At 59.2% G+C, this 23,190-nt stretch carries 19 protein-coding genes; 13 read left to right on the plus strand and 6 right to left on the minus strand.

What is annotated here, in order from left to right; genetic code table 11:
* Nucleotides 1-121: 121 nt before the first annotated feature.
* The 3 genes from F8N85_RS30410 to choX all read right to left on the minus strand — a co-directional run bounded on the left by F8N85_RS30410 (nt 122) and on the right by choX (nt 3,210).
* Entirely contained in the window at nt 122-1,087 is a 966-nt protein-coding gene (locus tag F8N85_RS30410) for an L-carnitine dehydrogenase (protein ID WP_150807143.1), read from the minus strand.
* 218 nt (nt 1,088-1,305) lie between these two features.
* Nucleotides 1,306-2,193 (minus strand): 3-keto-5-aminohexanoate cleavage protein, encoded by an 888-nt coding sequence (locus F8N85_RS30415; protein ID WP_150807144.1) that lies wholly within the window; start codon nt 2,191-2,193, stop codon nt 1,306-1,308.
* 72 nt (nt 2,194-2,265) lie between these two features.
* Nucleotides 2,266-3,210 (minus strand): choline ABC transporter substrate-binding protein, encoded by a 945-nt coding sequence (gene choX, locus F8N85_RS30420; protein ID WP_150807145.1) that lies wholly within the window; start codon nt 3,208-3,210, stop codon nt 2,266-2,268.
* A 195-nt stretch (nt 3,211-3,405) separates the two neighbouring features.
* On the opposite strand from choX, the gene F8N85_RS30425 reads away from it, so the two are divergent.
* Nucleotides 3,406-4,377 (plus strand): GlxA family transcriptional regulator, encoded by a 972-nt coding sequence (locus tag F8N85_RS30425; RefSeq protein WP_150807146.1) that lies wholly within the window; start codon nt 3,406-3,408, stop codon nt 4,375-4,377.
* 108 nt (nt 4,378-4,485) lie between these two features.
* On the opposite strand, the gene F8N85_RS30430 is transcribed toward F8N85_RS30425, so the two are convergent.
* Nucleotides 4,486-4,902 carry a DUF3010 family protein gene (locus F8N85_RS30430; RefSeq protein ID WP_150807147.1) on the minus strand — a complete coding sequence of 139 codons (417 nt, stop codon included), beginning with the start codon at nt 4,900-4,902 and terminating at the stop codon, nt 4,486-4,488.
* Between the two features lie 264 nt (nt 4,903-5,166).
* Between F8N85_RS30430 and F8N85_RS30435 the strand changes: the two genes are divergently transcribed.
* Complete coding sequence (locus F8N85_RS30435) at nt 5,167-5,463, plus strand: helix-turn-helix domain-containing protein (RefSeq protein WP_150807148.1); 297 nt, start codon at nt 5,167-5,169, stop codon at nt 5,461-5,463.
* Complete coding sequence (locus F8N85_RS30440; RefSeq protein ID WP_150807149.1) at nt 5,460-6,698, plus strand: type II toxin-antitoxin system HipA family toxin; 1,239 nt, start codon at nt 5,460-5,462, stop codon at nt 6,696-6,698. Before F8N85_RS30435 ends, F8N85_RS30440 begins: the two co-directional genes overlap by 4 nt.
* A 4-nt stretch (nt 6,699-6,702) precedes the next feature.
* Here the strand turns inward: F8N85_RS30440 and F8N85_RS30445 are convergent, their stop codons facing one another.
* Entirely contained in the window at nt 6,703-7,104 is a 402-nt protein-coding gene (locus tag F8N85_RS30445) for a lysozyme inhibitor LprI family protein (RefSeq protein ID WP_150807150.1), read from the minus strand.
* A 220-nt stretch (nt 7,105-7,324) separates the two neighbouring features.
* Between F8N85_RS30445 and F8N85_RS30455 the strand changes: the two genes are divergently transcribed.
* From F8N85_RS30455 to F8N85_RS30490, 8 genes are all read left to right on the plus strand, one after another.
* Entirely contained in the window at nt 7,325-8,302 is a 978-nt protein-coding gene (locus F8N85_RS30455) for a dipeptidase (protein ID WP_150807152.1), read from the plus strand.
* A gap of 75 nt (nt 8,303-8,377) precedes the next feature.
* Nucleotides 8,378-8,908: a DUF5943 domain-containing protein gene (locus F8N85_RS30460; RefSeq protein WP_150807153.1), complete on the plus strand. Its 531-nt coding sequence runs from the start codon at nt 8,378-8,380 to the stop codon at nt 8,906-8,908.
* 15 nt (nt 8,909-8,923) lie between these two features.
* On the plus strand, nt 8,924-10,984 hold the full coding sequence (gene dgcA, locus F8N85_RS30465) for a dimethylglycine demethylation protein DgcA (protein ID WP_150807154.1): 2,061 nt from the start codon (nt 8,924-8,926) through the stop codon (nt 10,982-10,984).
* A gap of 147 nt (nt 10,985-11,131) precedes the next feature.
* Nucleotides 11,132-13,096, plus strand: a complete 1,965-nt coding sequence (dgcB, locus tag F8N85_RS30470) for a dimethylglycine demethylation protein DgcB (protein ID WP_150807155.1) — start codon at nt 11,132-11,134, stop codon at nt 13,094-13,096.
* Nucleotides 13,096-14,316: an electron transfer flavoprotein subunit alpha/FixB family protein gene (locus tag F8N85_RS30475; protein ID WP_150807156.1), complete on the plus strand. Its 1,221-nt coding sequence runs from the start codon at nt 13,096-13,098 to the stop codon at nt 14,314-14,316. The genes dgcB and F8N85_RS30475 overlap by 1 nt, the downstream gene beginning before the upstream one ends.
* A gap of 16 nt (nt 14,317-14,332) precedes the next feature.
* Nucleotides 14,333-15,109 carry an electron transfer flavoprotein subunit beta gene (locus F8N85_RS30480; RefSeq protein WP_150807157.1) on the plus strand — a complete coding sequence of 259 codons (777 nt, stop codon included), beginning with the start codon at nt 14,333-14,335 and terminating at the stop codon, nt 15,107-15,109.
* Nucleotides 15,110-15,132: 23 nt separating this feature from the next.
* Nucleotides 15,133-15,699: a GNAT family N-acetyltransferase gene (locus tag F8N85_RS30485; RefSeq protein WP_150807158.1), complete on the plus strand. Its 567-nt coding sequence runs from the start codon at nt 15,133-15,135 to the stop codon at nt 15,697-15,699.
* A gap of 680 nt (nt 15,700-16,379) precedes the next feature.
* Nucleotides 16,380-17,333: an RHS repeat-associated core domain-containing protein gene (locus F8N85_RS30490; RefSeq protein ID WP_150807159.1), complete on the plus strand. Its 954-nt coding sequence runs from the start codon at nt 16,380-16,382 to the stop codon at nt 17,331-17,333.
* A gap of 856 nt (nt 17,334-18,189) precedes the next feature.
* Here F8N85_RS30490 and gbcA read toward each other — a convergent pair.
* Nucleotides 18,190-19,482, minus strand: coding sequence for a glycine-betaine demethylase subunit GbcA (gene gbcA / locus F8N85_RS30495; protein WP_150643988.1), 1,293 nt, complete (start codon nt 19,480-19,482; stop codon nt 18,190-18,192).
* A 288-nt stretch (nt 19,483-19,770) separates the two neighbouring features.
* Between gbcA and gbcB the strand changes: the two genes are divergently transcribed.
* Entirely contained in the window at nt 19,771-20,871 is a 1,101-nt protein-coding gene (gene gbcB / locus F8N85_RS30505; protein ID WP_150807160.1) for a glycine-betaine demethylase subunit GbcB, read from the plus strand.
* Between the two features lie 202 nt (nt 20,872-21,073).
* Nucleotides 21,074-23,131, plus strand: coding sequence for a mechanosensitive ion channel family protein (locus F8N85_RS30510; protein ID WP_412072524.1), 2,058 nt, complete (start codon nt 21,074-21,076; stop codon nt 23,129-23,131).
* The last annotated feature ends 59 nt before the right edge of the window (nt 23,132-23,190 follow it).

Consider the following 23,190-nt stretch of genomic DNA (forward strand, 5'->3'; position numbering starts at 1 on the left):
TCGCGAGCAAGCTCGCTCCCACAGTTGATTTGGGGTGTGATTGCTATTTGTGTCACCCAACAGATCCCTGTGGAAGATTGCTCGCGAAGGGGCCAGACCTGCTGGCCCATCAGCCTGGGGGTTATTCGCTGAAGGCCATCCCATGTTTCTCTTTGGTGGTTTTCACCGCCTCGAGCACCGCCAGCAGGCAATCATCACGATAGCGCTCCAGCGCCGAAATGCTGTGTGTTCCGAGTTGATCGCTGGTGCCGTCGACCACGTCGTCGATCAGTTTGTCGGTCAACTCCGGTGCCGGTAGATAGGTCCAGGGTAGTTTCAGCGCCGGGCCGAACTGGGCCATGAAGTGCCGCATGCCAGCGTCGCCACCGGCCAGGGTATAAGTCAGGAATGTGCCCATGAACGACCAGCGCAGACCCGCGCCGAAACGAATCGCGTCGTCGATTTCGCCGGTAGTCGCCACGCCGTCGTTGACCAGGTGCAGCGCCTCACGCCACAAGGCTTCGAGCAGGCGGTCGGCAATGAACCCCGGGACTTCCTTGCGCACATGCAGCGGGCGCATCCCCAGGGATTCGTAGACTTTCATCGCCGCTTGCACCGCTTCTGGCGCGGTGTTTTTGCCACCGACCACTTCCACCAGCGGCAACAGGTATACCGGGTTGAACGGATGACCGACCACGCAGCGTTCCGGATGGGTCGAACCTTCGTAGAACTCGCTGGGCAGCAGGCCTGAAGTGCTGGAGCCGATCAGTGCGTCGGGCTTGGCCGCGGCGCTGATTTTGCCGTGCAGTTCGAGTTTCAGTTCCAGGCGTTCCGGGGCGCTTTCCTGAATGAAATCGGCGTCCTTCACACACTCTTCAATGGTCGCAACAAAGCGCAGGCGGTCTTGCGAAGCGCCCGGTGCAAGCCCTTGTTTCTCAAGCGCGCCCCAGGCATTGGCGACACGCTTGCGCAAGGCTGCTTCGGCGCCGGGCGCCGGGTCCCAGGCCACGACGTCCAGGCCGTGGGCGAGGGCGCGGGACACCCAGCCGCTGCCAATGACACCGCTGCCCAGCGCGGCGAAGGTTTTGATTTCGGTGATAAAGCTCATGGTGACTTCCTGAAGAAATTCGGTGATCCCTTGTGGGAGCGGGCTTGTGTGGCGAGGGGGCTTGCCCCCGTTCGGCTGCGAAGCAGTCGTAAAACATTGCATGCGGTGTGGCTGACACACCACGGCTGCAGGTTTTGGGGCCGCTTCGCGACCCAACGGGGGCAAGCCCCCTCGCCACATAAGCTCGCTCTCTCACAGGGGGAGCGGTGTGTCTGGGTTTAACCGCGTTTGGTCAGGCCCATCTTTGCCCGGCCCTCGGCCGGGGTCAGCACGCGGGCGCCCAGGCGGCTGAGGATTTCCGAAGCGCGTTCAACCAGTTGGCCATTGGTCGCCAGCACGCCTTTGTCCAGCCAGAGGTTGTCTTCCAGCCCGACTCGCACGTTGCCACCGAGCAGTACCGCTTGAGCCGCCATCGGCATTTGCATGCGACCAATGCCGAACCCGGCCCAGACCGCATTGGCCGGCAGGTTGTCGACCATGGCTTTCATGGTGGTGGTGTCGGCCGGCGCGCCCCAAGGGATACCCAGGCACAGCTGGAACAGCGGATCGTCCAGCAAGCCTTCCTTGATCATCTGTTTGGCGAACCACAGGTGACCGGTGTCGAAGATTTCCAGCTCGGCCTTAACGCCCAGTTCTTGAATGCGTTTGGCGCCAGCACGCAGTTGCGCCGGAGTGGAGACGTAAATGGTGTCGCCGTCGCCGAAATTCAGGGTGCCGCAGTCCAGCGTGCAGATTTCCGGCAGCAGTGCTTCAACGTGGGCCAGACGGGTCAGCGGGCCCACCAGGTCGGTGTTAGGGCCGAATTCCATCGGGTTTTCACCGGCACCGATTTCCAGATCGCCGCCCATGCCCGCGGTAAGGTTGACGATGATGTCGACGTCGGCTTCACGAATGCGCTCCATCACTTCGCGATACAGCGCCACATCACGGCTGAACTTGCCGGTCTCGGGGTCGCGAACGTGACAGTGGACTACCGTGGCGCCGGCTTTGGCGGCTTCCACTGCGGCCGCGGCGATTTGTTTCGGGGTGACTGGCACGTGTGGGCTTCTGCCGGTCGTGTCGCCAGCACCGGTGAGTGCGCAGGTGATGATGACGTCGTGGTTCATGAGGCGGTTTCCTTCAGGCGTTGTGAGTCACTGCGCAGCCATTTGGCGCTGCGCAGATTGATTTGATTCGGGTTATTTGCCGGTCAGCTTGAGGTTTTCAGCAGCCGGCTTGCCGTCGAAAGTGGTCACGCCTTCAAGCCAGCGCTGCTGGTCTTGCGGGTGATCCTTGAGCCATTGTTTGGCTGATTCGAATGCGTCTTTGTGATCGAGCAGCGGTTGCATCATCCGGCTCTCGTCTTCAGCGGTGAAGGTCAGGTTGCTCAGCAGGCGGCTGACGTTCGGGCATTGCTCGGCGTAGTTCGGCGCGGTGACGGTCCAGACCGTGGCCATGCCTTCATTCGGGCCGAGGGCGTCCTGGCTGCCAGTGAGGTAGGTCATCTTCTGGTTGACGTTCATCGGATGCGGCGCCCAGCCGAAGAACACGATGGCTTCGTTGCGTTTCACCGCACGGGTCACCGCCGACAACATCCCGGCTTCGCTGGATTCGACCAACTGGAATTTGCCGAGGCCGAACTGGTTCTTGGCGATCATCGCTTTGATCTGGGTGTTGGCGCCTGAGCCGGGTTCGATGCCGTAGATCTTGCCGCCCAGTTCTTTCTCGAATTTGGCGATGTCGGCAAAGGTTTTCAGGCCCTTGTCGGCGAGGTAAGTCGGTACCGCCAGGGTGGCGCGGGCATCTTTGAGGCTTGGCTCGGCCAGGACTTTGACTTGCTTGCCATCGACGAACGGGGTGATGGTCTGGGTCATCAGCGGGTTCCAGTAGCCAAGGAACATGTCCAGGCGCTGGTCGCGGATGCCGGCGAAGATGATTTGCTGGGAGGCGCTGGTTTGTTTGGTCTTGTAGCCGAGGCCGTCGAGCAGGACTTGGGTCATGGCACTGGTGGCGATTACGTCGGTCCAGTTCACCACACCCATGCGCACGTTCTGGCACGCGGCGGCGTCGGCCGCCATGGCGCCGGAACTCAAGAAAGCGGTACCGCTGAGTGCAAGAACACAGCTGCTGATCAGTCGTTTCATGGGGAGGGTCCTCGGCAGATCGTTATTGTGGGTTCCGGCGTCTTCGTGCGCCGGTGATGCCAAGTTACGCAGCTCAAGGCCCGTGAAAGAGCACTGCGGCGACCAGCTCTTGCACTGTAGCGACCTGCGCTCTTGAATGCCGCGTGCAACTGGCGTATCAACGTCCACACGCTACCCGCCAACCGAGTGCGCTCCATGTCCCAGGATTTCTACTTCTTGTTGATGCCGGGTTTCTCGGCCATCGGCTTTATCTCGGCCATCGAGCCGCTGCGCGTGGCCAACCGTTTTCGTGGCGAGCTGTACCGCTGGCATGTGCTGAGCGCCGATGGCGGGGCGGTGCTGGCCAGCAATGGCATGTCGGTCAACGCCGATGCGGCGCTGGAGCCGTTGAAAAAGGGGGCGACCTTACTGGTGGTGGCCGGTTTCGAACCGCTGAAATTTGCTACGCCCGCGCTGGAGCACTGGCTACGCCGCCTCGACCATGAAGGCGTGACTCTCGGCGGGATCGACACCGGCAGTGTGCTGTTGGCCGAGGCCGGGCTGCTTGAAGGCCATCGGGTCACCCTGCACTGGGAAGCCATCGATGCCTTCAAGGAATCTTATCCACAGCTGGAAGTCACCCAGGAACTCTTCGAAATCGACCGCCGCCGCATCACCTCCGCCGGCGGCACCGCGTCCATCGACCTGATGCTCGACCTGATTGGCCAGGCCCACGGCCCGGAATTGGCGATCCAGGTGTCGGAACAGTTCGTACTCGGCCGTATCCGACCGCGCAAAGACCACCAGCGCATGCAAATCGCTACCCGTTACGGCATCAGCAACAAGAAACTGGTGCATGTCATTGGCGAAATGGAACAGCACAGCGAGCCGCCTTTGAGCACTCTGGAACTGGCGGACTCGATCAAGGTAACCCGCCGACAGCTGGAGCGACTGTTTCGCCTGCACCTCAACGATACTCCGAGCAACTTCTACCTGGGCTTGCGCCTGGAGAAGGCCCGGCAACTGCTGCGCCAGACTGACATGAGCGTGCTGGAGGTAAGCATTGCCTGCGGCTTTGAATCGCCGTCGTATTTCACCAGGAGTTATCGGGCGAGGTTTGCGCGGTGTCCACGGGAGGACCGACGAAGGTTGAGTGAGGTTCGCGAGGGTGTTTCTGCGGCCAAGTGACGTCGGAGAAAGAGGCGAATATGCAGCCATTTATAGTCAATTATTGCCGCGACTATAAATTATAGTCGGGACAATAATTGGGTATAAATCCACTCGAAAGCGGCTCACCTATTGCTTCATCAGCGCCGAACACGCCGCTTTAAACGCCTCATGCTGATACTTGTTCAGCGTCGCGGGCAACTCGAAGTCGAATTTCTTGTTCTGCGCATTGATGGTTTGCGGGGAGAGCAGGGTGACGTCGCAGTTTTCCAGCAACTGGAAAATCCCTTCGATCTTGAACGTGGTCGGGCCGCCGGCGAATTCACCTTTTTTGCTGCGTTTCTTGATGGCGATCCGGTCGATGCTGTTTTCGCGAACAAAAGACCCTACCTCAGCGGCAAAGATTTTGACGTTGGCGGTTTCGTCATCGTCGTCGAGGGCGATTTTCTTGGTGGCCAGAGCGACGTGGGTCAGGACCTGATTGTCGAGGGAGGCGACGGCGATGATCGCTTCGCTGCCTTTGATTTCGATGCCGCAGATTTTCATGGATCCGCCTTGGGAAATGTTGAGATGCGGGCGATGGTCGCGCACCTGATGCCCGGGGTCAAAGCAACGAACCGATGGGTTATGAATTGTTCAGGGGGAAAGTCCAGGTTTGGTTGGATTTCGAAGGCATTGATAATTTTTTATAAAAGACATTATATTACCTCTTGGTGGTTTATTTAGTAGCTTTTGGATAATATGTTGTCCATTAATTGTGTTTATCGTTCCCGACGCTACACTTGTCCGCATTCACCCAGAGGTTGAATCATGGCCCTGACCCACGTCCTTTACTCGCCCGGCGAGATCGCGTCGCAGATCGCCGAAAATGCCAAAAGGCTGAGGCTGAGCAAAAATTTTTCACGTCGAATGCTCGCGTTGAAATCAGGCGTTCCCGAATCGAACATCAAGCGCTTTGAAACCACCGGCAAAATTTCCCTGGACGGATTGTTGTTGATCGCTATTTGTCTGGGAGCGGAGGAGCCCTTGGCCAACTTGTTTGGAGCACCGCAGTCGCTGAGTCTTCAGGAGCTTAAAAACTACGACAGGTCACGGGGGCGACTATGAAATCAGTAACTGCGCTGAGCGTCATGCTCCAGGGTTCAAGAGTGGGTGAACTGCTGGCAATCCCTCGCCAAGGCCTGTTTTTCTCCTATGACCCAGGCTGGTTGGCAAACGGTTTTAATCTCGCTCCATTTCATATGGACTTCTCGGTCAATCCCCAGCGAGCGGCTGACCCGCTGCTGTTCGACGGCCTGCATGGGGCATTCAGCGATTCGCTGCCGGACGGTTGGGGCTTGTTGCTCATGGACCGGTTCTTTCGAAGCGAGTTAGGTGTCGAGCGTCACGGGATAGGCCCACTGGACCGCTTGGCATATATGGGTAATCGGAGCATGGGCGCGCTGGAATATGTGCCAATGTTCGAAACCGTCGAGACCGAGCAAGAGCTCGATCTTGCGGCTCTCTATGCGGCATCGCAGACAATCCTTTCAGGGAGTGCTGGCGAGGTCATAACGTCCTTGCGCCTTGCCGGCGGTTCGCCCGGTGGGGCGCGGCCAAAAGCCGTTATCGGGCTGTCTGCGGACACGCGTCGCGCGGTCTCGTCATTCGGTGAGATGCCCGAAGGCTACAAGCATTGGTTGATCAAATTCCGCAGCGAAGACGAACACCGCGATAGTGGCGCCATCGAGCAGGCTTATGCCCTGATGGCGCGTAAAGCGGGGGTCGAGATCTCCGAATCGAAGCTGTTTCAGGTTGAAACTACCAAGGGTGTCGAGCAATTCTTCGCCACGAAACGTTTTGACCGTGAATCCGGTTCCAAGCGCCATATGCTCAGCGCGGCGGCAATTCTGTACGCAGACTTTCGTGCCCCAAGCCTTGATTACAGCGAGTTGTTGCGCGCAACCCTGGCGATGACCCGTGATGCGGCGCAAGTCGAGAAAATGGCCAGATTGATGGTGTTCAACGCCTTGGCCCACAACCGCGATGATCACGCGAAAAACTTTTCGTTCTTTGGTGGTCAGGACGGCTGGAAAATGGCCCCGGCTTATGACCTGACATTTTCCAGCACTGGCGGGCGGGGCAACGAACACACCACGGCATTCGCCGGAGTAGGCAAACCCACGCGCAAGGCACTCAATGAAGTGTGCAAACCGTTCAGCTTCCTTGAGCCCGAGCTTTACATCGAGCAGACACTGGATGCTTTTTCTGACTGGAGCATCTGTTGCGCCGAGTTAGGCGTCGATAGCGAGCAGAGTCAGAAATTGCTGACAGTGCTTGAGGCTGTCTGGACAGCACTCTAGCGTTCTACTCCTGCGCGATAGACTCCAGAAACTCCGACCGTTCGTCACTCATCCGTGCCACGCAATCATTTTGCGCAATGGTGTAGGCCTTGCTGCCGGGTTTGGCGGGAAATGACTCCACTGCACAGTCGGCATCGCGTTGTTTTTGCCACAGTAGCTGGGCACTTTTGACTTTGCCGGTGATGTCGTTGAGCTGGGCCTTGTCGTTGCCGTACAGGGTACCCAGCCGCTCGAACAGGGCCTGGACGTTGTCGTTGAGCAATTGTTCGGCCGTAGTTTTGTTGAAAGTCGCGCATTCCAGAGTCTGTTGGTCATGTTCCACGTCATCGCACGGCGTGATCTCGGCTTCTTCAGCCGCCTGTACGCCAGTCGCTATCAGTGCCAAAGCCAGGAAGATCGATTTCATTGCGTCGCCCCAAATCCGTTAATGCGGCGAATTCTGGCCCAAGCGCAAGGCAAAGAACAGATGAGCTTTGGTCGTGTCTTGATACCCTTTGTCGCGGATTGACGCTTTCGGCAATTCCCCTGTCGTTTTTGCACCCGGCTGCCCCAGCCCTCAGGCATATGCTGACCCCAAAGCGCCGGCAGACGATTCGGCGCATGAATCGCTAATAGGGGACAGCCTGATGAGCCCAGCCGAATTGCACGCCGACAGCATCGTTATCGACGGGCTGATCATTGCCAAGTGGAACCGTGAGCTGTTTGAAGACATGCGCAAAGGCGGTCTGACCGCAGCCAACTGCACCGTGTCGGTGTGGGAGGGCTTCCAGGCCACCGTCAACAACATCGCCGCCAGCCAGAAGTTGATTCGCGAGAACAGCGACCTGGTGATTCCGGTGCGCACCACCGCCGATATCCGCAAGGCCAAGGAGCAGGGCAAGACCGGCATCCTCTTCGGCTTCCAGAATGCCCACGCCTTCGAAGACCAGATTGGCTACGTCGAGATCTTCAAGCAGCTGGGCGTCGGTATCGTGCAGATGTGCTACAACACCCAGAACCTGGTGGGCACTGGCTGTTACGAACGTGATGGCGGCCTGTCGGGTTTCGGTCGCGAGATCGTTGCCGAAATGAACCGCGTCGGGGTCATGTGCGACCTGTCCCATGTCGGTTCCAAGACCTCCGAGGAAGTCATCCTCGAGTCCAAGAAACGGGTCTGCTACTCCCACTGCCTGCCGTCAGGCCTTAAAGAGCACCCACGCAACAAGTCCGACGAAGAGCTGAAGTTCATCGCCGATCACGGCGGTTTCGTCGGCGTGACCATGTTCGCGCCGTTCCTGGCCAAGGGCATCGATTCGACCATCGACGACTACGCCGAAGCCATCGAATACACCATGAACATTGTCGGCGAAGACGCGATCGGTATCGGTACCGACTTCACCCAGGGCCATGGCCAGGACTTCTTCGAATACCTGACCCACGACAAGGGCTACGCCCGCCGTCTGACCAGTTTCGGCAAGATCATCAACCCGCTGGGCATCCGCACCGTGGGCGAGTTCCCGAATCTCACCGAGACCCTGCTCAAGCGCGGTCACCCTGAGCGCGTGGTGCGCAAGATCATGGGCGAAAACTGGGTGAGCGTCCTCAAGGATGTCTGGGGCGAATAAGCCCTCCACCTAATCCATTTCCCCCTGCCGTCCGCGCAGGGGGCAACAAAACGAATTTTCTGGAGTTAAGTTTCCATGGCCAAGATCGCCCCGCAATTGCCAATCGAAGTCGACAGTGAGACCGGTGTCTGGACCTCTGACGCCCTGCCGATGCTGTATGTGCCACGTCATTTCTTCGTCAACAACCACATGGGCATCGAAGAAGTACTGGGCGCCGACGCCTACGCGGAAATTCTCTACAAGGCCGGCTACAAATCCGCCTGGCACTGGTGCGAGAAAGAAGCCGAGTGCCACGGCCTGGAAGGCGTCGCGGTATTCGAGCATTACATGAAACGCCTGTCGCAACGCGGCTGGGGCCTGTTCAAAATCCAGGACATTGACCTGGAAAAAGGCACCGCCAGCGTCAAGCTCGAGCATTCGGCGTTCGTCTACGTCTACGGCAAGGTCGGGCGCAAGGTCGACTACATGTTCACTGGCTGGTTCGCCGGCGCCATGGACCAGATTCTCCAGGCCCGCGGCAGCTCGATCCGTACCGTAGCAGAACAGGTTTACGGTGGCTCTGAAGAAGGCCACGACGACGGCTTGTTCACCGTCAAGCCGTTGTAAGTCGAGGAACCCGCCATGGCTTTCGAAGCAATGTTCCAGCCGATCCAGATCGGCAAACTGACCATCCGCAACCGCGTGCTCAGCACCGCGCACGCCGAGGTCTACGCCACCGACGGCGGGATGACCACCGATCGGTATGTGAAGTACTACGAAGAGAAAGCCAAGGGCGGGATCGGCCTGGCGATTTGCGGCGGTTCTTCCAGTGTGGCCATCGACAGCCCGCAAGGCTGGTGGAAATCGGTCAACCTGGCCGACGACCGGATCATTCCGCACTTCCAGAATCTGGCCGACGCCATGCACAAGCATGGCGCCAAGATCATGATTCAGATTACCCACATGGGCCGTCGTTCGCGCTGGGATGGCGAGCACTGGCCAACCCTGCTGTCGCCGTCGGGCATCCGTGAGCCGGTGCACCGTGCGACCTGCAAAACCATCGAGCCGGAAGAAATCTGGCGGGTGATCGGCAACTACGCCAGCGCTGCCGGGCGGGCCAAGGCTGGTGGCCTGGACGGCGTTGAATTGTCGGCGGTGCACCAGCACATGATCGACCAGTTCTGGAGCCCTCGCGTCAACAAGCGTACCGACGAATGGGGCGGCAGCTTCGAGAACCGCATGCGTTTCGGCCTGGAAGTGATCAAGGCTGTGCGGGCCGAAGTCGGCCCGGATTTCTGCGTCGGCATCCGTCTGTGCGGTGACGAATTCCACCCGGACGGCTTGTCCCACGAGGACATGAAGCAGATCGCCAAGTACTACGACGACACCGGCATGATCGACTTCATCGGCGTCGTAGGCTCGGGTTGCGACACCCACAACACCCTGGCCAACGTTATCCCGAACATGAGTTATCCACCGGAGCCATTCCTGCATTTGGCCGCCGGTATCAAAGAAGTGGTCAAGGCCCCGGTACTGCACGCGCAGAACATCAAGGACCCGAACCAGGCCACACGGATTCTGGAAGGTGGCTACGTCGACATGGTCGGCATGACCCGCGCCCACATCGCCGACCCGCACCTGATCGCCAAGATCAAGATGGGCCAGGTCGACCAGATCAAGCAATGCGTGGGTGCCAACTATTGCATCGACCGTCAGTACCAGGGCCTGGACGTACTGTGCATCCAGAACGCCGCAACCTCCCGTGAATACATGGGCGTACCGCACATCATCGAGAAATCGACGGGTGTGAAACGCAAGGTGGTCGTGGTCGGTGCCGGTCCTGCCGGCCTTGAAGCCGCACGGGTATCTGCAGAGCGTGGCCACGACGTGACCCTGTTCGAGAAGAAAGATACCCTTGGCGGGCAAATCACCACCGCATCGAAAGCCCCGCAACGGGACCAGATCGCCGGTATTACCCGCTGGTTCCAGCTGGAGCTGGCTCGTCTGAAAGTCGACGTGCGCCTGGGCACCGCGGCCGATCCCGCGACCATTCTCGACCTGCGTCCGGATGTGGTGGTGCTCGCCAATGGCGGTCATCCATTTCTGGAGCAGAACGAACATTGGGGCGCCGCTGAAGGCCTGGTGGTCAGCAGTTGGGACGTGCTCGACGGCAAAGTCGCGCCGGGCAAGAACGTGCTGGTCTACGACACCATTTGTGAATTCACCGGAATGTCGGTCGCCGACTTCCTGGCCGACAAAGGCAGCCAGGTCGAGATCGTCACCGACGACATCAAGCCAGGCGTGGCTGTCGGCGGTACGTCGTTCCCGACCTACTACCGCAGCATGTACCCCAAAGAAGTGATCATGACCGGCGACATGATGCTGGAAAAGGTCTACCGCGAAGGCGACAAGTTGATTGCGGTGCTGGAAAACGAATACACCGGCGCCAAAGAGGAGCGGGTGGTCGACCAGGTGGTGGTGGAGAACGGCGTGCGTCCTGACGAAGAAATCTACTACGCACTGAAGGAAGGTTCGCGCAACAAGGGCCAGATGGACATCGAAGCCCTGTTCGCGATCAAACCGCAGCCTTCGCTGAGCCAGGCAGGTGACGGCTACTTGCTGTTCCGCATCGGTGACTGCGTGGCCCAGCGCAACACCCACGCGGCGATCTACGACGCACTGCGGTTGTGCAAGGATTTCTAAGCCTGGCGAACCCCTGTGTAGGAGCTGCCGAAGGCTGCGATCTTTTGACCTTGATGTATTGCGCCTCATGAAGATTAAAAGATCGCAGCCTGCGGCAGCTCCTACGCCGACCGTGTTTTTCCAAGATGTACTGGTGGGAGCTTCACCATGTTAAACACCCTTCTTCCAATCCTGCTGTTCGCTGCCCTGGGCCTGGCTGTCCTCGGCGCGTTGCGGCGGGTGGCTATGTGGCGTCAGGGCCGGGCTTCCAAGGTCGACCTGATTGGCGGCCTGTTCGCCATGCCCAAACGCTACATGGTCGATCTGCACCATGTCGTGGCGCGAGACAAATATATCGCCAATACCCACGTCGCCACGGCTGGCGGCTTTGTGCTGGCTGCGCTGCTGGCAATTTTGGTGCACGGTTTCGGCCTGCACAACCGCATCCTCGGTTATGCCTTGCTGTTCGCCTCGGTACTGATGTTCGTCGGCGCGGTCTTCGTTGCCCTGCGTCGGCGCAACCCGCCGGCGCGGCTGTCGAAAGGCCCGTGGATGCGTCTGCCGAAAAGCCTGATGGCGTTTTCCGTCAGCTTCTTCCTGGTGACCTTGCCGGTGGCCGGGATTCTCCCTGCGGACTTCGGTGGCTGGCTGCTCGCCGCCGTGCTGGGTCTGGGTGTGCTGTGGGGCGTGTCAGAAATGTTTTTCGGCATGACCTGGGGCGGGCCAATGAAGCACGCCTTCGCCGGTGCTTTGCACCTGGCCTGGCACCGCCGCGCCGAGCGCTTTGGCGGTGGTCGTTCCACCGGTTTGAAGCCGCTGGACCTGAACGATGCAAACGCACCGCTGGGCGTAGAGAAACCCAAGGATTTCACCTGGAACCAACTGCTGGGCTTCGACGCCTGCGTGCAGTGCGGTAAGTGCGAAGCGGCTTGCCCAGCCTTTGCCGCCGGCCAGCCGTTGAACCCGAAAAAACTGATTCAAGATATGGTGGTCGGCCTGGCTGGCGGTACCGACGCCAAATTCGCTGGCAGCCCCTATCCATCCCTTGACGGTAGGGGCAAACCAATCGGCGAACACGGCGGCAATCCCCATCAACCGATCGTCAACGGCCTGGTGGACGCAGAAACCCTGTGGTCTTGCACCACCTGCCGCGCCTGCGTCGAGGAGTGCCCAATGATGATCGAGCACGTCGACGCCATCGTTGATATGCGTCGTCACCTGACCCTGGAAAAAGGCGCGACCCCGAACAAGGGTGCCGAAGTCCTGGAAAACCTGATTGCCACCGACAACCCAGGCGGTTTCGCCCCGGGCGGGCGGATGAACTGGGCGGCGGACTTGAACCTCAGCCTGCTCAGCGAGAAGAAAACCACCGACGTGCTGTTCTGGGTCGGCGATGGTGCGTTCGACATGCGCAACCAGCGCACCCTGCGCGCCTTCGTCAAAGTGTTGAAAGCGGCCAAGGTCGACTTCGCCGTGCTGGGTCTCGAAGAGCGCGACAGCGGCGACGTGGCCCGGCGCCTGGGTGATGAAGCGACTTTCCAGACTCTGGCCAAACGCAATATCCAGACCCTGGCCAAGTACAGCTTCAAGCGCATCGTCACCTGCGACCCCCACAGTTTCCATGTGCTGAAAAACGAATACGGCGCCTTTGACGGCAACTATGTGGTGCAGCACCACAGCACCTACATGGCAGAAATCATCGGTGCCGGCGCGCTCAACCTCGGCCAGCACAAAGGCAGCAGCGTGACTTATCACGATCCTTGCTACCTCGGCCGCTACAACGGCGAATACGAGGCACCCCGTGAAGTACTGCGGGCGCTGGGGATCGAGATCAAGGAGATGCAACGCTCCGGATTCCGCTCGCGCTGCTGCGGCGGTGGCGGCGGTGCGCCGATCACTGACATTCCCGGCAAGCAACGGATCCCCGACATGCGCATGGAAGACATCCGCGAAACCGGGGCCGAGCTGGTGGCCGTGGGTTGCCCACAGTGCACCGCGATGCTGGAGGGCGTGGTCGAGCCACGGCCGCTGATCAAGGACATTGCCGAACTGGTAGCCGATGCGTTGCTCGAAGACGCAACGCCGGGAAAGCCCTCGGCACCGGCCAAACGTGAACCTGCGGAGGTGCATTGATGAGCGACATTATCCGCCGCGACCCTCACGCTGAATGGATCGCCCGCAACCGCCTGCACCCGCTGCACGCGGCCATGCAGCCGGTGCAACACAGCTGGATGGGGCCGAACGGCATCATTCGCAAGAATCCCCACGGTATCGGTTTCATCGGTCCCAACGGGATCAAACGGATCGACCGCAGCGGTGCCCAGCAGGGTGGCGCGGCCAAGCGATCGGCCACGGTTGAAGTTCAACTACCGCTGCATCAGGTGGCGCAGCCGGCGTTCTACATCAGCGTCGTTCCGGACATGGTCGGTGGCCGCTTGAGCAGCCACGACCGCGACTTGCTGGGCCTGGCCCATCAATTGGCCGGCAACGATGGTGCGGTACTGGCCGTGGTCTTCGGCGAACACAAGGAAAACGCTTTCGCCACGGCGGGTGTCGACCGCTTGCTGGTGCTTGAAGGCGATGAGTTCAGTGGTTATGCACCGGAACAGCGGGTCCAGGGGCTGCGGTCTGTGGATAACCAGTTCAGTCCACGGCACTGGCTGCTGCCGGACAGCCGCAGCGGTGGTGGCGAATTGGGCCGGCGCTTTGCTGCTGCCCTGGGCGAGCGCCCGGCGACGCGGGTCTGGCAGGTCAAGGGCGAGGAATGTATCGGTCGCGCCGGTGCCGGCCTGCAGGACTTGGCACGGCCAGTGGCACGCTTGATTCTGGCGGCTGCCGAGTGCGCCGAGCCGGTCAGCGAAACCCGTCACGAAGCCTTGCCGGTGGAGTTATCCACAGCGGCTGCGCGCAGTTTGTCGCGCATCGAAGACCTCGGAGCGGTGGCAGTCGATCCGGCGGCGATTCCGATGGCCGAAGCCGAATTCATTTTCTCCGGCGGCAATGGGGTTAAGGACTGGCCGCTGTTCCACAAGACCGCAATGGCCCTCGGTGCTACCGAAGGCGCTTCGCGGGTGGCGGTGGACGACGGTTTCATGGCCCGCGACCGTCAGGTCGGGGCCAGCGGCACCTGGGTCACGGCACGGGTCTATGTCGCCGTGGGGATCTCCGGGGCGATCCAGCACCTGCAAGGCATCGGTGCCTGCGACAAGGTGGTGGCGATCAACCTCGATCCGGGTTGCGACATGATCAAACGCGCCGACCTGTCGGTGATCGGCGAGAGTGCAGAGATTCTTCAAGCCTTGATCGCCGCGGTAGAGGCTTACCGCAACGAAGCCAAGCGCGATGCGGCTTAAGGGAAGGACTTAGCTTATGAGTACCAATGTGATCAGTCTGGTGTCCATCGGCGCCCACCCGACCTCAGGGCGGCCTCGGCGTGCCGAACAGGATGCCCGGGCGGTTGAGCTGGGCCTGCAACTGGCGGGGGACAAGCTGCAAGTGCTGCACGCCGGCGATATCGCCGAGCCGGCGCTGCGCGCCTATCTGGGCATGGGCCTGGAGCAGTTGCATGTGCTGGAACAAGCACTGGGCGCCGATGCGCTGCCGGCATTGACCGAGTATTTGCGCGGTGCCGGAGTTCAAGTGGTGCTCACCGGCAGCCAGGCGGAAACCGGTGAAGGTTCGGGCATGCTGCCATTCCTGTTGGCCGAGAATCTGGGCTGGCCGCTGGTGGTGGGCCTGGCCCAGGTCGAGTCCATCGACGGTGGTGTGGCGCTGGTCCTGCAAGCCCTGCCTCGGGGCCAGCGTCGACGCCTGAAAGTCCGTTTGCCGTTTCTCGCGACTGTGGATAACGCCGCGCCAAAACCTCGGCAAAGTGCCTATGGCCCGGCGCGACGCGGGGTGTTGCAGGCCGATGAAGTTGAAGTCGTCGACGATGAGCTGCTCGCAGTCGCTACGCTGCAACCGGCCAAGCCGCGTCCAAAACGCTTGAAGGTGATCAAGGCCAAGAGCGGGGCGGATCGGATGAAAGCGGCGACCGCCAAGGCCAGTGGCGGCGGCGGGCAGGTGCTTAAGGGGGTGAGTGCCCAAGAGGGTGCTGAGGCGATCTTGAAGTTACTGATCGAAGAGGGTGTGGTTCGTCAGGGTTGAATGATGGCTTGGGGGCTAGAGTAATGGCAGTTAAATTTCGTGCGGCTCTGCGCAACGATGCACGTGAGATTGCTCGTTTGTTCCAGATCTCCTCAGAAGGCGCTGCAGATTACATCTGGAGCCAACTCGCGCAACCCGGGCAGGACTTACTGGACGTAGGCGCCAGTCGCTATGCTCGGGATGATGTGGATTTTTCCTACCAGAACTGCCTCATTGCCGAGGCAGACGGGCAGGTTGTTGGAATGATGCACAGCTACGTGATGCATCACGATCCTCAAGCGGCAACCGTCACCGACCCGGTCCTGGCACCTTATGCGGACCTGGAAATACCCGACACACTCTATATTTCGAGCCTGGCGCTGCATGAAGGCTGGCGCAACCAGGGGCTTGGTGCTCAATTCCTGGCGCATGCCCGACAACGCTCAAGCGATCTAGAGCTCGACGGTCTGAGTTTGATCGACTATGGGGCTAATACCGGAGCCTGTCGCTTTTATGAGCGGCATGGATTCCGCATAGTCGACAAATGCCAGGTCACGCCCCATCCAATGATCCGGGTGACGGGCGAAGCCTATCTGATGCAGTGGCCATAGGCCTGCGAGTCATTCTGGTTTGCTGGACTCAAGGTTGTGTATGGCGTCCCATGCACTTTACCCACAATCCCTGTTAGCGCTTCTGTGGATAAGATGTTTGCCTTCCGCTGAAGGCCACGTTCTGCGTGGCTTTGCACGATACGTTCAAAAAATAACCAATCCTTGATGAAGACCGGGCTTCTGGATAAGTCACGGATTTTCTTGGATTTTGGTAAAGAAAATTGTGGAGGAATTCCGACTTGCCCACATTAGCTGTGGGTGGCTCTGTGGATAACTTGTTGGCGAAGCGCCAGGACCTGCGCTGCGTATAGGCTCGGCAGCCATAGATCATATTTCGTACAGTTATAAGTATGTTCTCGACGTGCGGCTGCTGTGGAAAACATCATCGAGGAGTTTATTGGAGGGGGGATAAGGTGGACGTCGAATGGATCGGGTATACAGCCTTGGATAAGTGGTGACTGTCTGGACGCTTTCGCGGGCAAGCCCGCTCCCACAGGTTATTGATGGTTCTCCAGTCCTGAGGCGATCCTAGCAGAACTGCTAGTGTTGGTTTTTACGGCTGTTTGTTAGGGTATTGAACAGGTGATGCCCGCTTGTCGTGAGCGGGTGAGACCACAGGTTCAGCCCGCGAAAAACGCATCACGCTGCGGGTCAATCAGTTCTGTGTAAGGACGCCGTTGATGCCCGCTCCCCGCCAAGCTCAGGGGTCTCCCCGCTCTCCAGCGACGAATGTCGCGCTCTCGCGAACCTTGTTGCTGGCGACTGATCTGCAGCAGAGCATCCTCGCCGAACTGGACCGCAGCGACCCGAACCGTCTCGTTTATACCGCCTATGGTTCGCAGAGCGGCCAGCGTACAGCGGGTAGCCACCTGGGCTTCAACGGACAGCTTAGAGAGCGTCCCACCGGTTGCTATCACCTGGGAAATGGTCATCGCGTGTATAACCCGGTGCTGATGCGCTTTCACAGCCCGGATCGGTTGAGTCCGTTTGGGAAGGGTGGAATGAATCCGTATGTCTATTGTGTGGGGAATCCGGTCAACTTCGCCGATCCGTCGGGCCAAGTCCCCGAATGGCTTCAACCGGTACTGACCATTGGGTTGCATATAGGAATAATTGCCGCAACCGTAGTGACGGCGGTCATGGCCCCCCCTGCGGGGTTGGCTCTGTGGGCTGCCCGTACCAGTCTGGTTGGCTCGCCAGTGGCGATCGGGGGTTCTGTCATGCAGTTGGCGGGAGCCAAAGAGGAAGGCAAAATTGTTTCAGCTATTGGCACGGCCTTTTCTATCGGCGCGGTGGCCACCAGAACAGGTGTGGGTATAAAAAACTGGCTGATCAAGCCAGACCGTGGATCGCATTTGCGCAATGGCCTCAGGAACCTTTTCGGCGTTAAAAAGAAGCCTACCTCTTTTTTTCCGGGGGTTACCCCTAGGAGATCGATTGTCGAAAGGTCCGGATCTTCTTTTCCTGGGCAACGAATCGACGATCTTGAGATGACTCGGATAAGGCTATCGTCGATGCATTCCGCAGGCACCGAAACAAAAAAAACCACAGCAACAGGCACAGAGATAAGAAACGGGGCAGTTCACTATGTAGATCTGGACGGCAATTCGAGGATATTCAGGCCTTGGGCTTAAAGCGATTTACCCACAATCCCTGTTAGCGCTTCTGTGGATAAGTTGTTCGCGCTTCTCTACGCATCATACAAATCAACCCTCTAAGGGCTCTGTACGAAAATCGACCAACTTAACTTCCCGGGTTTCCGAGTTTTTTCTGTGGATAAGGAAATCCCCAGTCTCCCTCCCGGTGAATACTTGCCCCCAAAGTCTGTTGGCGGTTCTGTGGATAAGATGTTCGCTATCGGCTGTAGGCCACGTAAATAGCTGCGCTCAGAGAATTGATCGTAAAACGATCAATCAAGCCTTTTTACACTGGAAACAGCGCTGTAAGCTCGATATTTCGCGGGTTAGAGCGGTTTTCCACAGAGAGAATGGTTTTATCCAAAGTTGCCCCCAAAGTCTGTTGGCGCTTCTGTGGATAAGGTGTTTGCCTTCCTCTGCAGGCTACGTTCTGCGTGGCTTTGCGCAACATGATCAAAAAACAGCCAATACTTGTTTAAAACCCTGCTTCTGGATAAGTCACGGTTTTTCTTGAGCTTATGTGAATAAAATTGAGGGCGAATCTCGACTTGCCCACATTAACTGTGGGTGGCTATGTGGATAACTTGTTGGCGAAGCGCCAGGACCCTTGCTGCGTATAGGTCCGGCAGCGATAGATCATATTTCATACAGTTATAAGGCCCATGGGAGCGAACCAGGCAGACATTGTCGGAGAGGGGGATTGAGGTGGGTGTCGATTTGATCGGGTTTTCAGGTATGGACTGGTGTTGGTTATCAGGACGCTTTCGCGAGCAAGCTCGCTCCCACAGGGATATCGGTCGGTCACAACATTGTGGCCAGACATTTGCCCTGTGGGGGCTTGCCCGCGAAGCTTTTACTGCGCCGCGACGCCCTTGAGGTAGGCCGGAGCTTCGGCGCCCAGGTTATTCAGCAGACGCTCGCTGTACCAGTCCACGAAGTTCACTACGCCAAACTCATAAGTCTTGGAGTACGGACCTGGCTGATAGGCCGTGGAGTTGATCCCGCGCTGATTCTCTTCAGCCAGACGACGGTCCTGGTCGTTGGTCGCATCCCAGACCTGGCGCATGCGCTCGACGTCGTAGTCGACGCCTTCGACCGCATCCTTGTGCACGATCCACTTGGTGGTGACCATGGTTTCCTGAGCACTGATCGGCCACACGGTGAAGACGATGATGTGATCGCCCATGCAGTGGTTCCAGGAGTGCGGCAGGTGCAGGATGCGCATCGAGCCCAGGTCCGGGTTCTGGATCCGGCCCATGAGTTTTTTGCAGCCTTGCTTGCCATCAATGGTCATCGACACGGCGCCCTTGAGCAGCGGCATGCGCACGATGCGATTACGCAGGCCGAAACTGGCGTGCGCGTAAGGGATTTTCTCGGCTTCCCAGGCAGACGCGGAGGCGGCTACGTGGTCCTTGAATGCCTGGTCGGCGCGGGGGTCGGTGACGTCGTCCCATTCCAGCAGGGTTTTCAGCAGTTCCGGGTGCGAGGCGTTGCAGTGGTAGCACTCGCGGTTGTTTTCCAGCACCAGCTTCCAGTTGGCTTTTTCGAACAAGGTGGTCTGAATCGCCACCTTGGTGTTCTCCATGTCGTACGGTTCCATGTAATGGTTCAGCGTCGACAGGAAGTCATCAATGGCCGGCGGGTTCTGCGCCAGGCTGATAAAGATGTAACCACCCGCGGTCTTCACATTCACCGGCTTGAGGCCGTACTGCTTCATGTCGAAGTCGGCGCCCATCTCGGTGCCGGCGAACAGCAGGCGCCCGTCCAGCTCGTAGGTCCACTGGTGGTAGTGGCAAACCAGCTTGGCGACCTTGCCTTTTTCGCTGGTGCACAGCCGTGAACCGCGGTGGCGGCAGACGTTGTGAAACGCATGCACCTGGCCTTCGGCGCCACGAATGACGATGATCGGGTTCTTGCCGATCTGCAGGGTCAGGAAGTTGCCCTTGGTCGGGATCTCGCAGGTCATGCCGGCGATCAACCACTCTTTCTGGAAGATTTCCTGCATATCGATATCGAACAACCGCTCATCAGAGTAAAACGGCTGCGGCAGAGAGAAAGTCCGCTCGCGGCTTTGCAGCATCTCTGCGGTGGCCTTGCGTGCGGGTTCCAGCGGATCGCCCAAGCTCAGGGTTGCGGTGACGTCCATCGTTTAAGTCCTCATGGCCATTCTGTGTGGCCGGCGAAAGTGGCTGATCAATCATGGTGCTACGCAAGGCTATTAAAATAGCGTCTATCTGTTGAAGCGAGTGTGCGGTCGCGCGCATCCCGAACCTTATCCATGGGCGACATGGCCCAATCTGTTCCCGACGCGCAACCCCCGGTGGTTGGGGGCTGGTCGCGATAAGTATGTGAATGTCGCAGATAGGTAAGTGGTCGGTTCGCACCTTGAGCAGAATCGCCAACATGAGGCCGACAGTCGGCCGTGGAGACCCGCATGTCCAACAGCTTCCTGAACCCGGTAACAACCCAGACCTGGGCCAATGGTCGGCACATCGTCCGTTGCGTCAAAGTCATCCAGGAAACCTGGGACGTGCGCACCTTCTGTTTCATGGCCGATCAGCCAATCCTGTTCTTCTTCAAACCCGGGCAGTTCGTCACCCTGGAGCTGGAAATCGACGGAGTGCCGATCATGCGCTCCTATACCATTTCCAGCTCGCCTTCGGTGCCTTATAGCTTTTCCGTGACCATCAAGCGTGTGCCGGGCGGCAAGGTTTCGAACTGGCTGCACGACACCCTGCATGAAGGCCAGGAGCTGGCAGTGCACGGCCCGGTCGGGCTGTTCAACGCCATGGACTTCACCGCGCCAAAAGTGCTCTACCTCAGCGGCGGCGTCGGTATCACTCCGGTAATGTCCATGGCCCGCTGGTTCTACGACACCAACGCCAATGTCGACATGGTGTTTATCCACAGCGCCCGCTCACCGAAAGACATCATCTATCACCGCGAACTGGAGCACATGGCGTCGCGGATCGACAACTTCAGCCTGCACCTGATCTGCGAGAAGCATGGGCTGGGCGAGCCTTGGGCCGGTTATCGCGGTTACCTGAACCACAAGATGCTCGAACTGATGGCGCCGGACTTCCTTGAGCGCGAAGTCTTCTGCTGCGGCCCGACGCCGTACATGAACGCGGTCAAACGCATGCTCGAAGCCCAGGGCTTCGACATGTCGCGCTATCACGAAGAGTCCTTCGGCGCGACTCCGCCGGAAGCGCGGGCCGATGCCGTGGAACAAGCCGAACAAGCGGCCGATGCCCCGGAAATCGACCTCGCCGACCTGCATCAGGTGGAATTCACCGCCTCCGGCAAAAGCATTCGCGTCGCACCGGGCGAAACCGTCCACGCCGCTGCCGCCAAGCTTGGCCTGCTGATCCCCAAAGCCTGCGGCATGGGCATCTGCGGCACCTGCAAGGTGATGAAACTCGGCGGGGAGGTCGAGATGGAGCACAACGGCGGGATTACCGAAGAAGACGAGGCCGAAGGTTTCATTCTTTCGTGCTGCAGCGTGCCAAAGGGTGATGTACGGATCGAATTCTGATGTGAGGGCATAAAGGCTGGGCTGACAGGCGCTTAAAGGGTCAAGATGGTCGGGGTTTTTCGGGCAAGGGCATCGCGAAGGCGAACTTGCCGGGCTTTTCCCGATCAGTTCTTTACCCACTCTGCTGAAGGAGCCCTGCATTTTGTTCAAGCTCAGGACCGCGTTACTGCTGGGAACGCTGCTGATCTTCGGCAGCGGCGAAATGGAGGCGGCAACGACCCCGACCGTTGCCCCACCACCGGAAAAACCGGAACTGCTGGTCGAGGGCGGATTGCTCGGGGCAATCAGTTCAAGCATCGATGAAGTCCAGGACCAGCTCGACCTCAATGAAGACCTGGTGGACGCCTGGCGCTTGCGCGCCGATCGGGCCGTGAGTGAGGTGGACCGGCTGGTCAACCAGCCCTCGTCGCGTTCGACCTGGAGCCTGATCGGTGATTTTCTGCTGTTGTCCGGGGTGTGGGCCGGCGCTTTTGCGCTTCTCAGCCTGCTCGGCGGCCTGCTTGTCAAGCGCCTCAACCAGCATCGATGGCTGGGTACCCGTGCGCGCAGCCGGGCGCTGCTCCGCTACCTGCTGCCGTACACCTTGCCGGCAGTAATCTGCCTGCCATTGATGCTGTTCGTCAGCCACTTTCTGCAAGCCTCGATCGGCAAGGCGCTGGCCTTGTGTTTTGCCTATGCCACCAGCAGCGGTATTTTCTCGACCTCGGCGTTATTGTGTCTGATCGTGATGTTCAACGTCGGACACAAGCGCCAGGCTGTGCATATCATCCGTGGCTACTCGGCGCTGCCGTTGTTCCTGATCGGCTTTTTCGCCGCGCTGAGCGATGCCCTGACCAGCCCGCAGATCGCCCGCCAGCTGGGTGGCAATATCACCAGCAGCGTCGCGGTGTTCACCGGGTTTTTCGCTTCGATAATCTTCGGTGTGCTGGTGATCCGTCTGCGCCGCCCGGTCGCTCATCTGATTCGCAATCGATCGCTGTCCCAGCGCATGAAGCAGCCCGCGTTGCAGGAGTCGTTACGGATTTTTTCCGGGCTCTGGTACTGGCCGATCCTGCTGATGGTGCTGGTCTCGGCAATCAACGTGATCGGCGCCGGTGAGGACAGCCAGAAGGCGCTGCGCTGTGCGTTGATGACCACGGTGTTGCTGATCGCCATGGTGTTCTTGAGCACCTTGCTCCAGCATCTGTTCAAACCTCGCACTATCTTGACTCTCCAGCGAATCAGCGCGTATAGGGAACGATTCCTCAGCCTGTTGCATGCGCTGCTGAGGATTGTCCTGGCCGTCGCGTTTATCGAAGTGTTGGGGCGGATCTGGGGCGTGTCGTTGTTCGAGTTCGCTGAGCGCAATTCGATGGGCCGGGCCATCAGTGACTCGTTGAGCAGCATCGGGCTGATCCTGCTGGTGACCTGGCTGTTGTGGGTGGTACTTGATACGGCGATTCAGGAGGCCTTGAAACCACCGGTCAGCAAGCGCTCGGCGCGCCAGCCGAGCACTCGGGTGAAAACCATCCTGCCGCTGCTGCGCAACGCGATCAAAATCATTCTGGTGGTGATCTGTGCGATCACCACTATGGCCAACCTGGGGATCAACGTCGCGCCGCTGCTGGCCGGTGCCGGGGTGGTCGGGCTGGCGATCGGGTTCGGTTCGCAGCAATTGGTGCAGGACGTGATCACCGGGCTGTTCATCATCATTGAAGACACGCTGTCGATTGGCGATTGGGTGGTGCTCGATTCCGGCCACGCCGGCACGGTCGAGGGCCTGACCATTCGCACCCTGCGCCTGCGTGATGGCAAGGGCTTCGTGCATTCGGTGCCGTTCGGCCAGATCAAGGCGGTCACCAACCAGTCGCGGCAATTCGCCTATGCGTTCTTCTCGGTGCAGTTCAACTACGATACCGATGTCGACAAGGCCATTGAACTGATCCACGAGGCCGGGCGTTCCATCAGTGAAGATCCATTCCTCAAATACAACCTGCAAGGGCCGCTGGAAGTGTTCGGCGTGGACAAGATGGACCTCAACGGCGTGGTGCTGACCGCGCAGTTCCGCACGGTGTCGGGTGGGCAATACGTGGTGAACCGGGCATTCAATCAGCGGCTGAAAAAGCTTGTGGATAACAGCCCTTGGGTGCATTTCGCGCAAACTTATCCACAGCAGGTTTTGCTGCCTGTGCGCGGCGGGCAGGTGGATGAGCCTGAGGTTGAGGGGCCGCTAGCGGAAAGTCATACGCTGTTGCTGCCGGATCGGCCGATTGCGCAATAGTCAGGTCTGCGCAAAACCTGTGGGAGCCGGGCTTGCCCGCGAAGAACATGACGCGGTGT

It is taken from the genome of Pseudomonas fluorescens (genome assembly GCF_902497875.1).
Lineage (GTDB): Bacteria > Pseudomonadota > Gammaproteobacteria > Pseudomonadales > Pseudomonadaceae > Aquipseudomonas > Aquipseudomonas fluorescens_BR.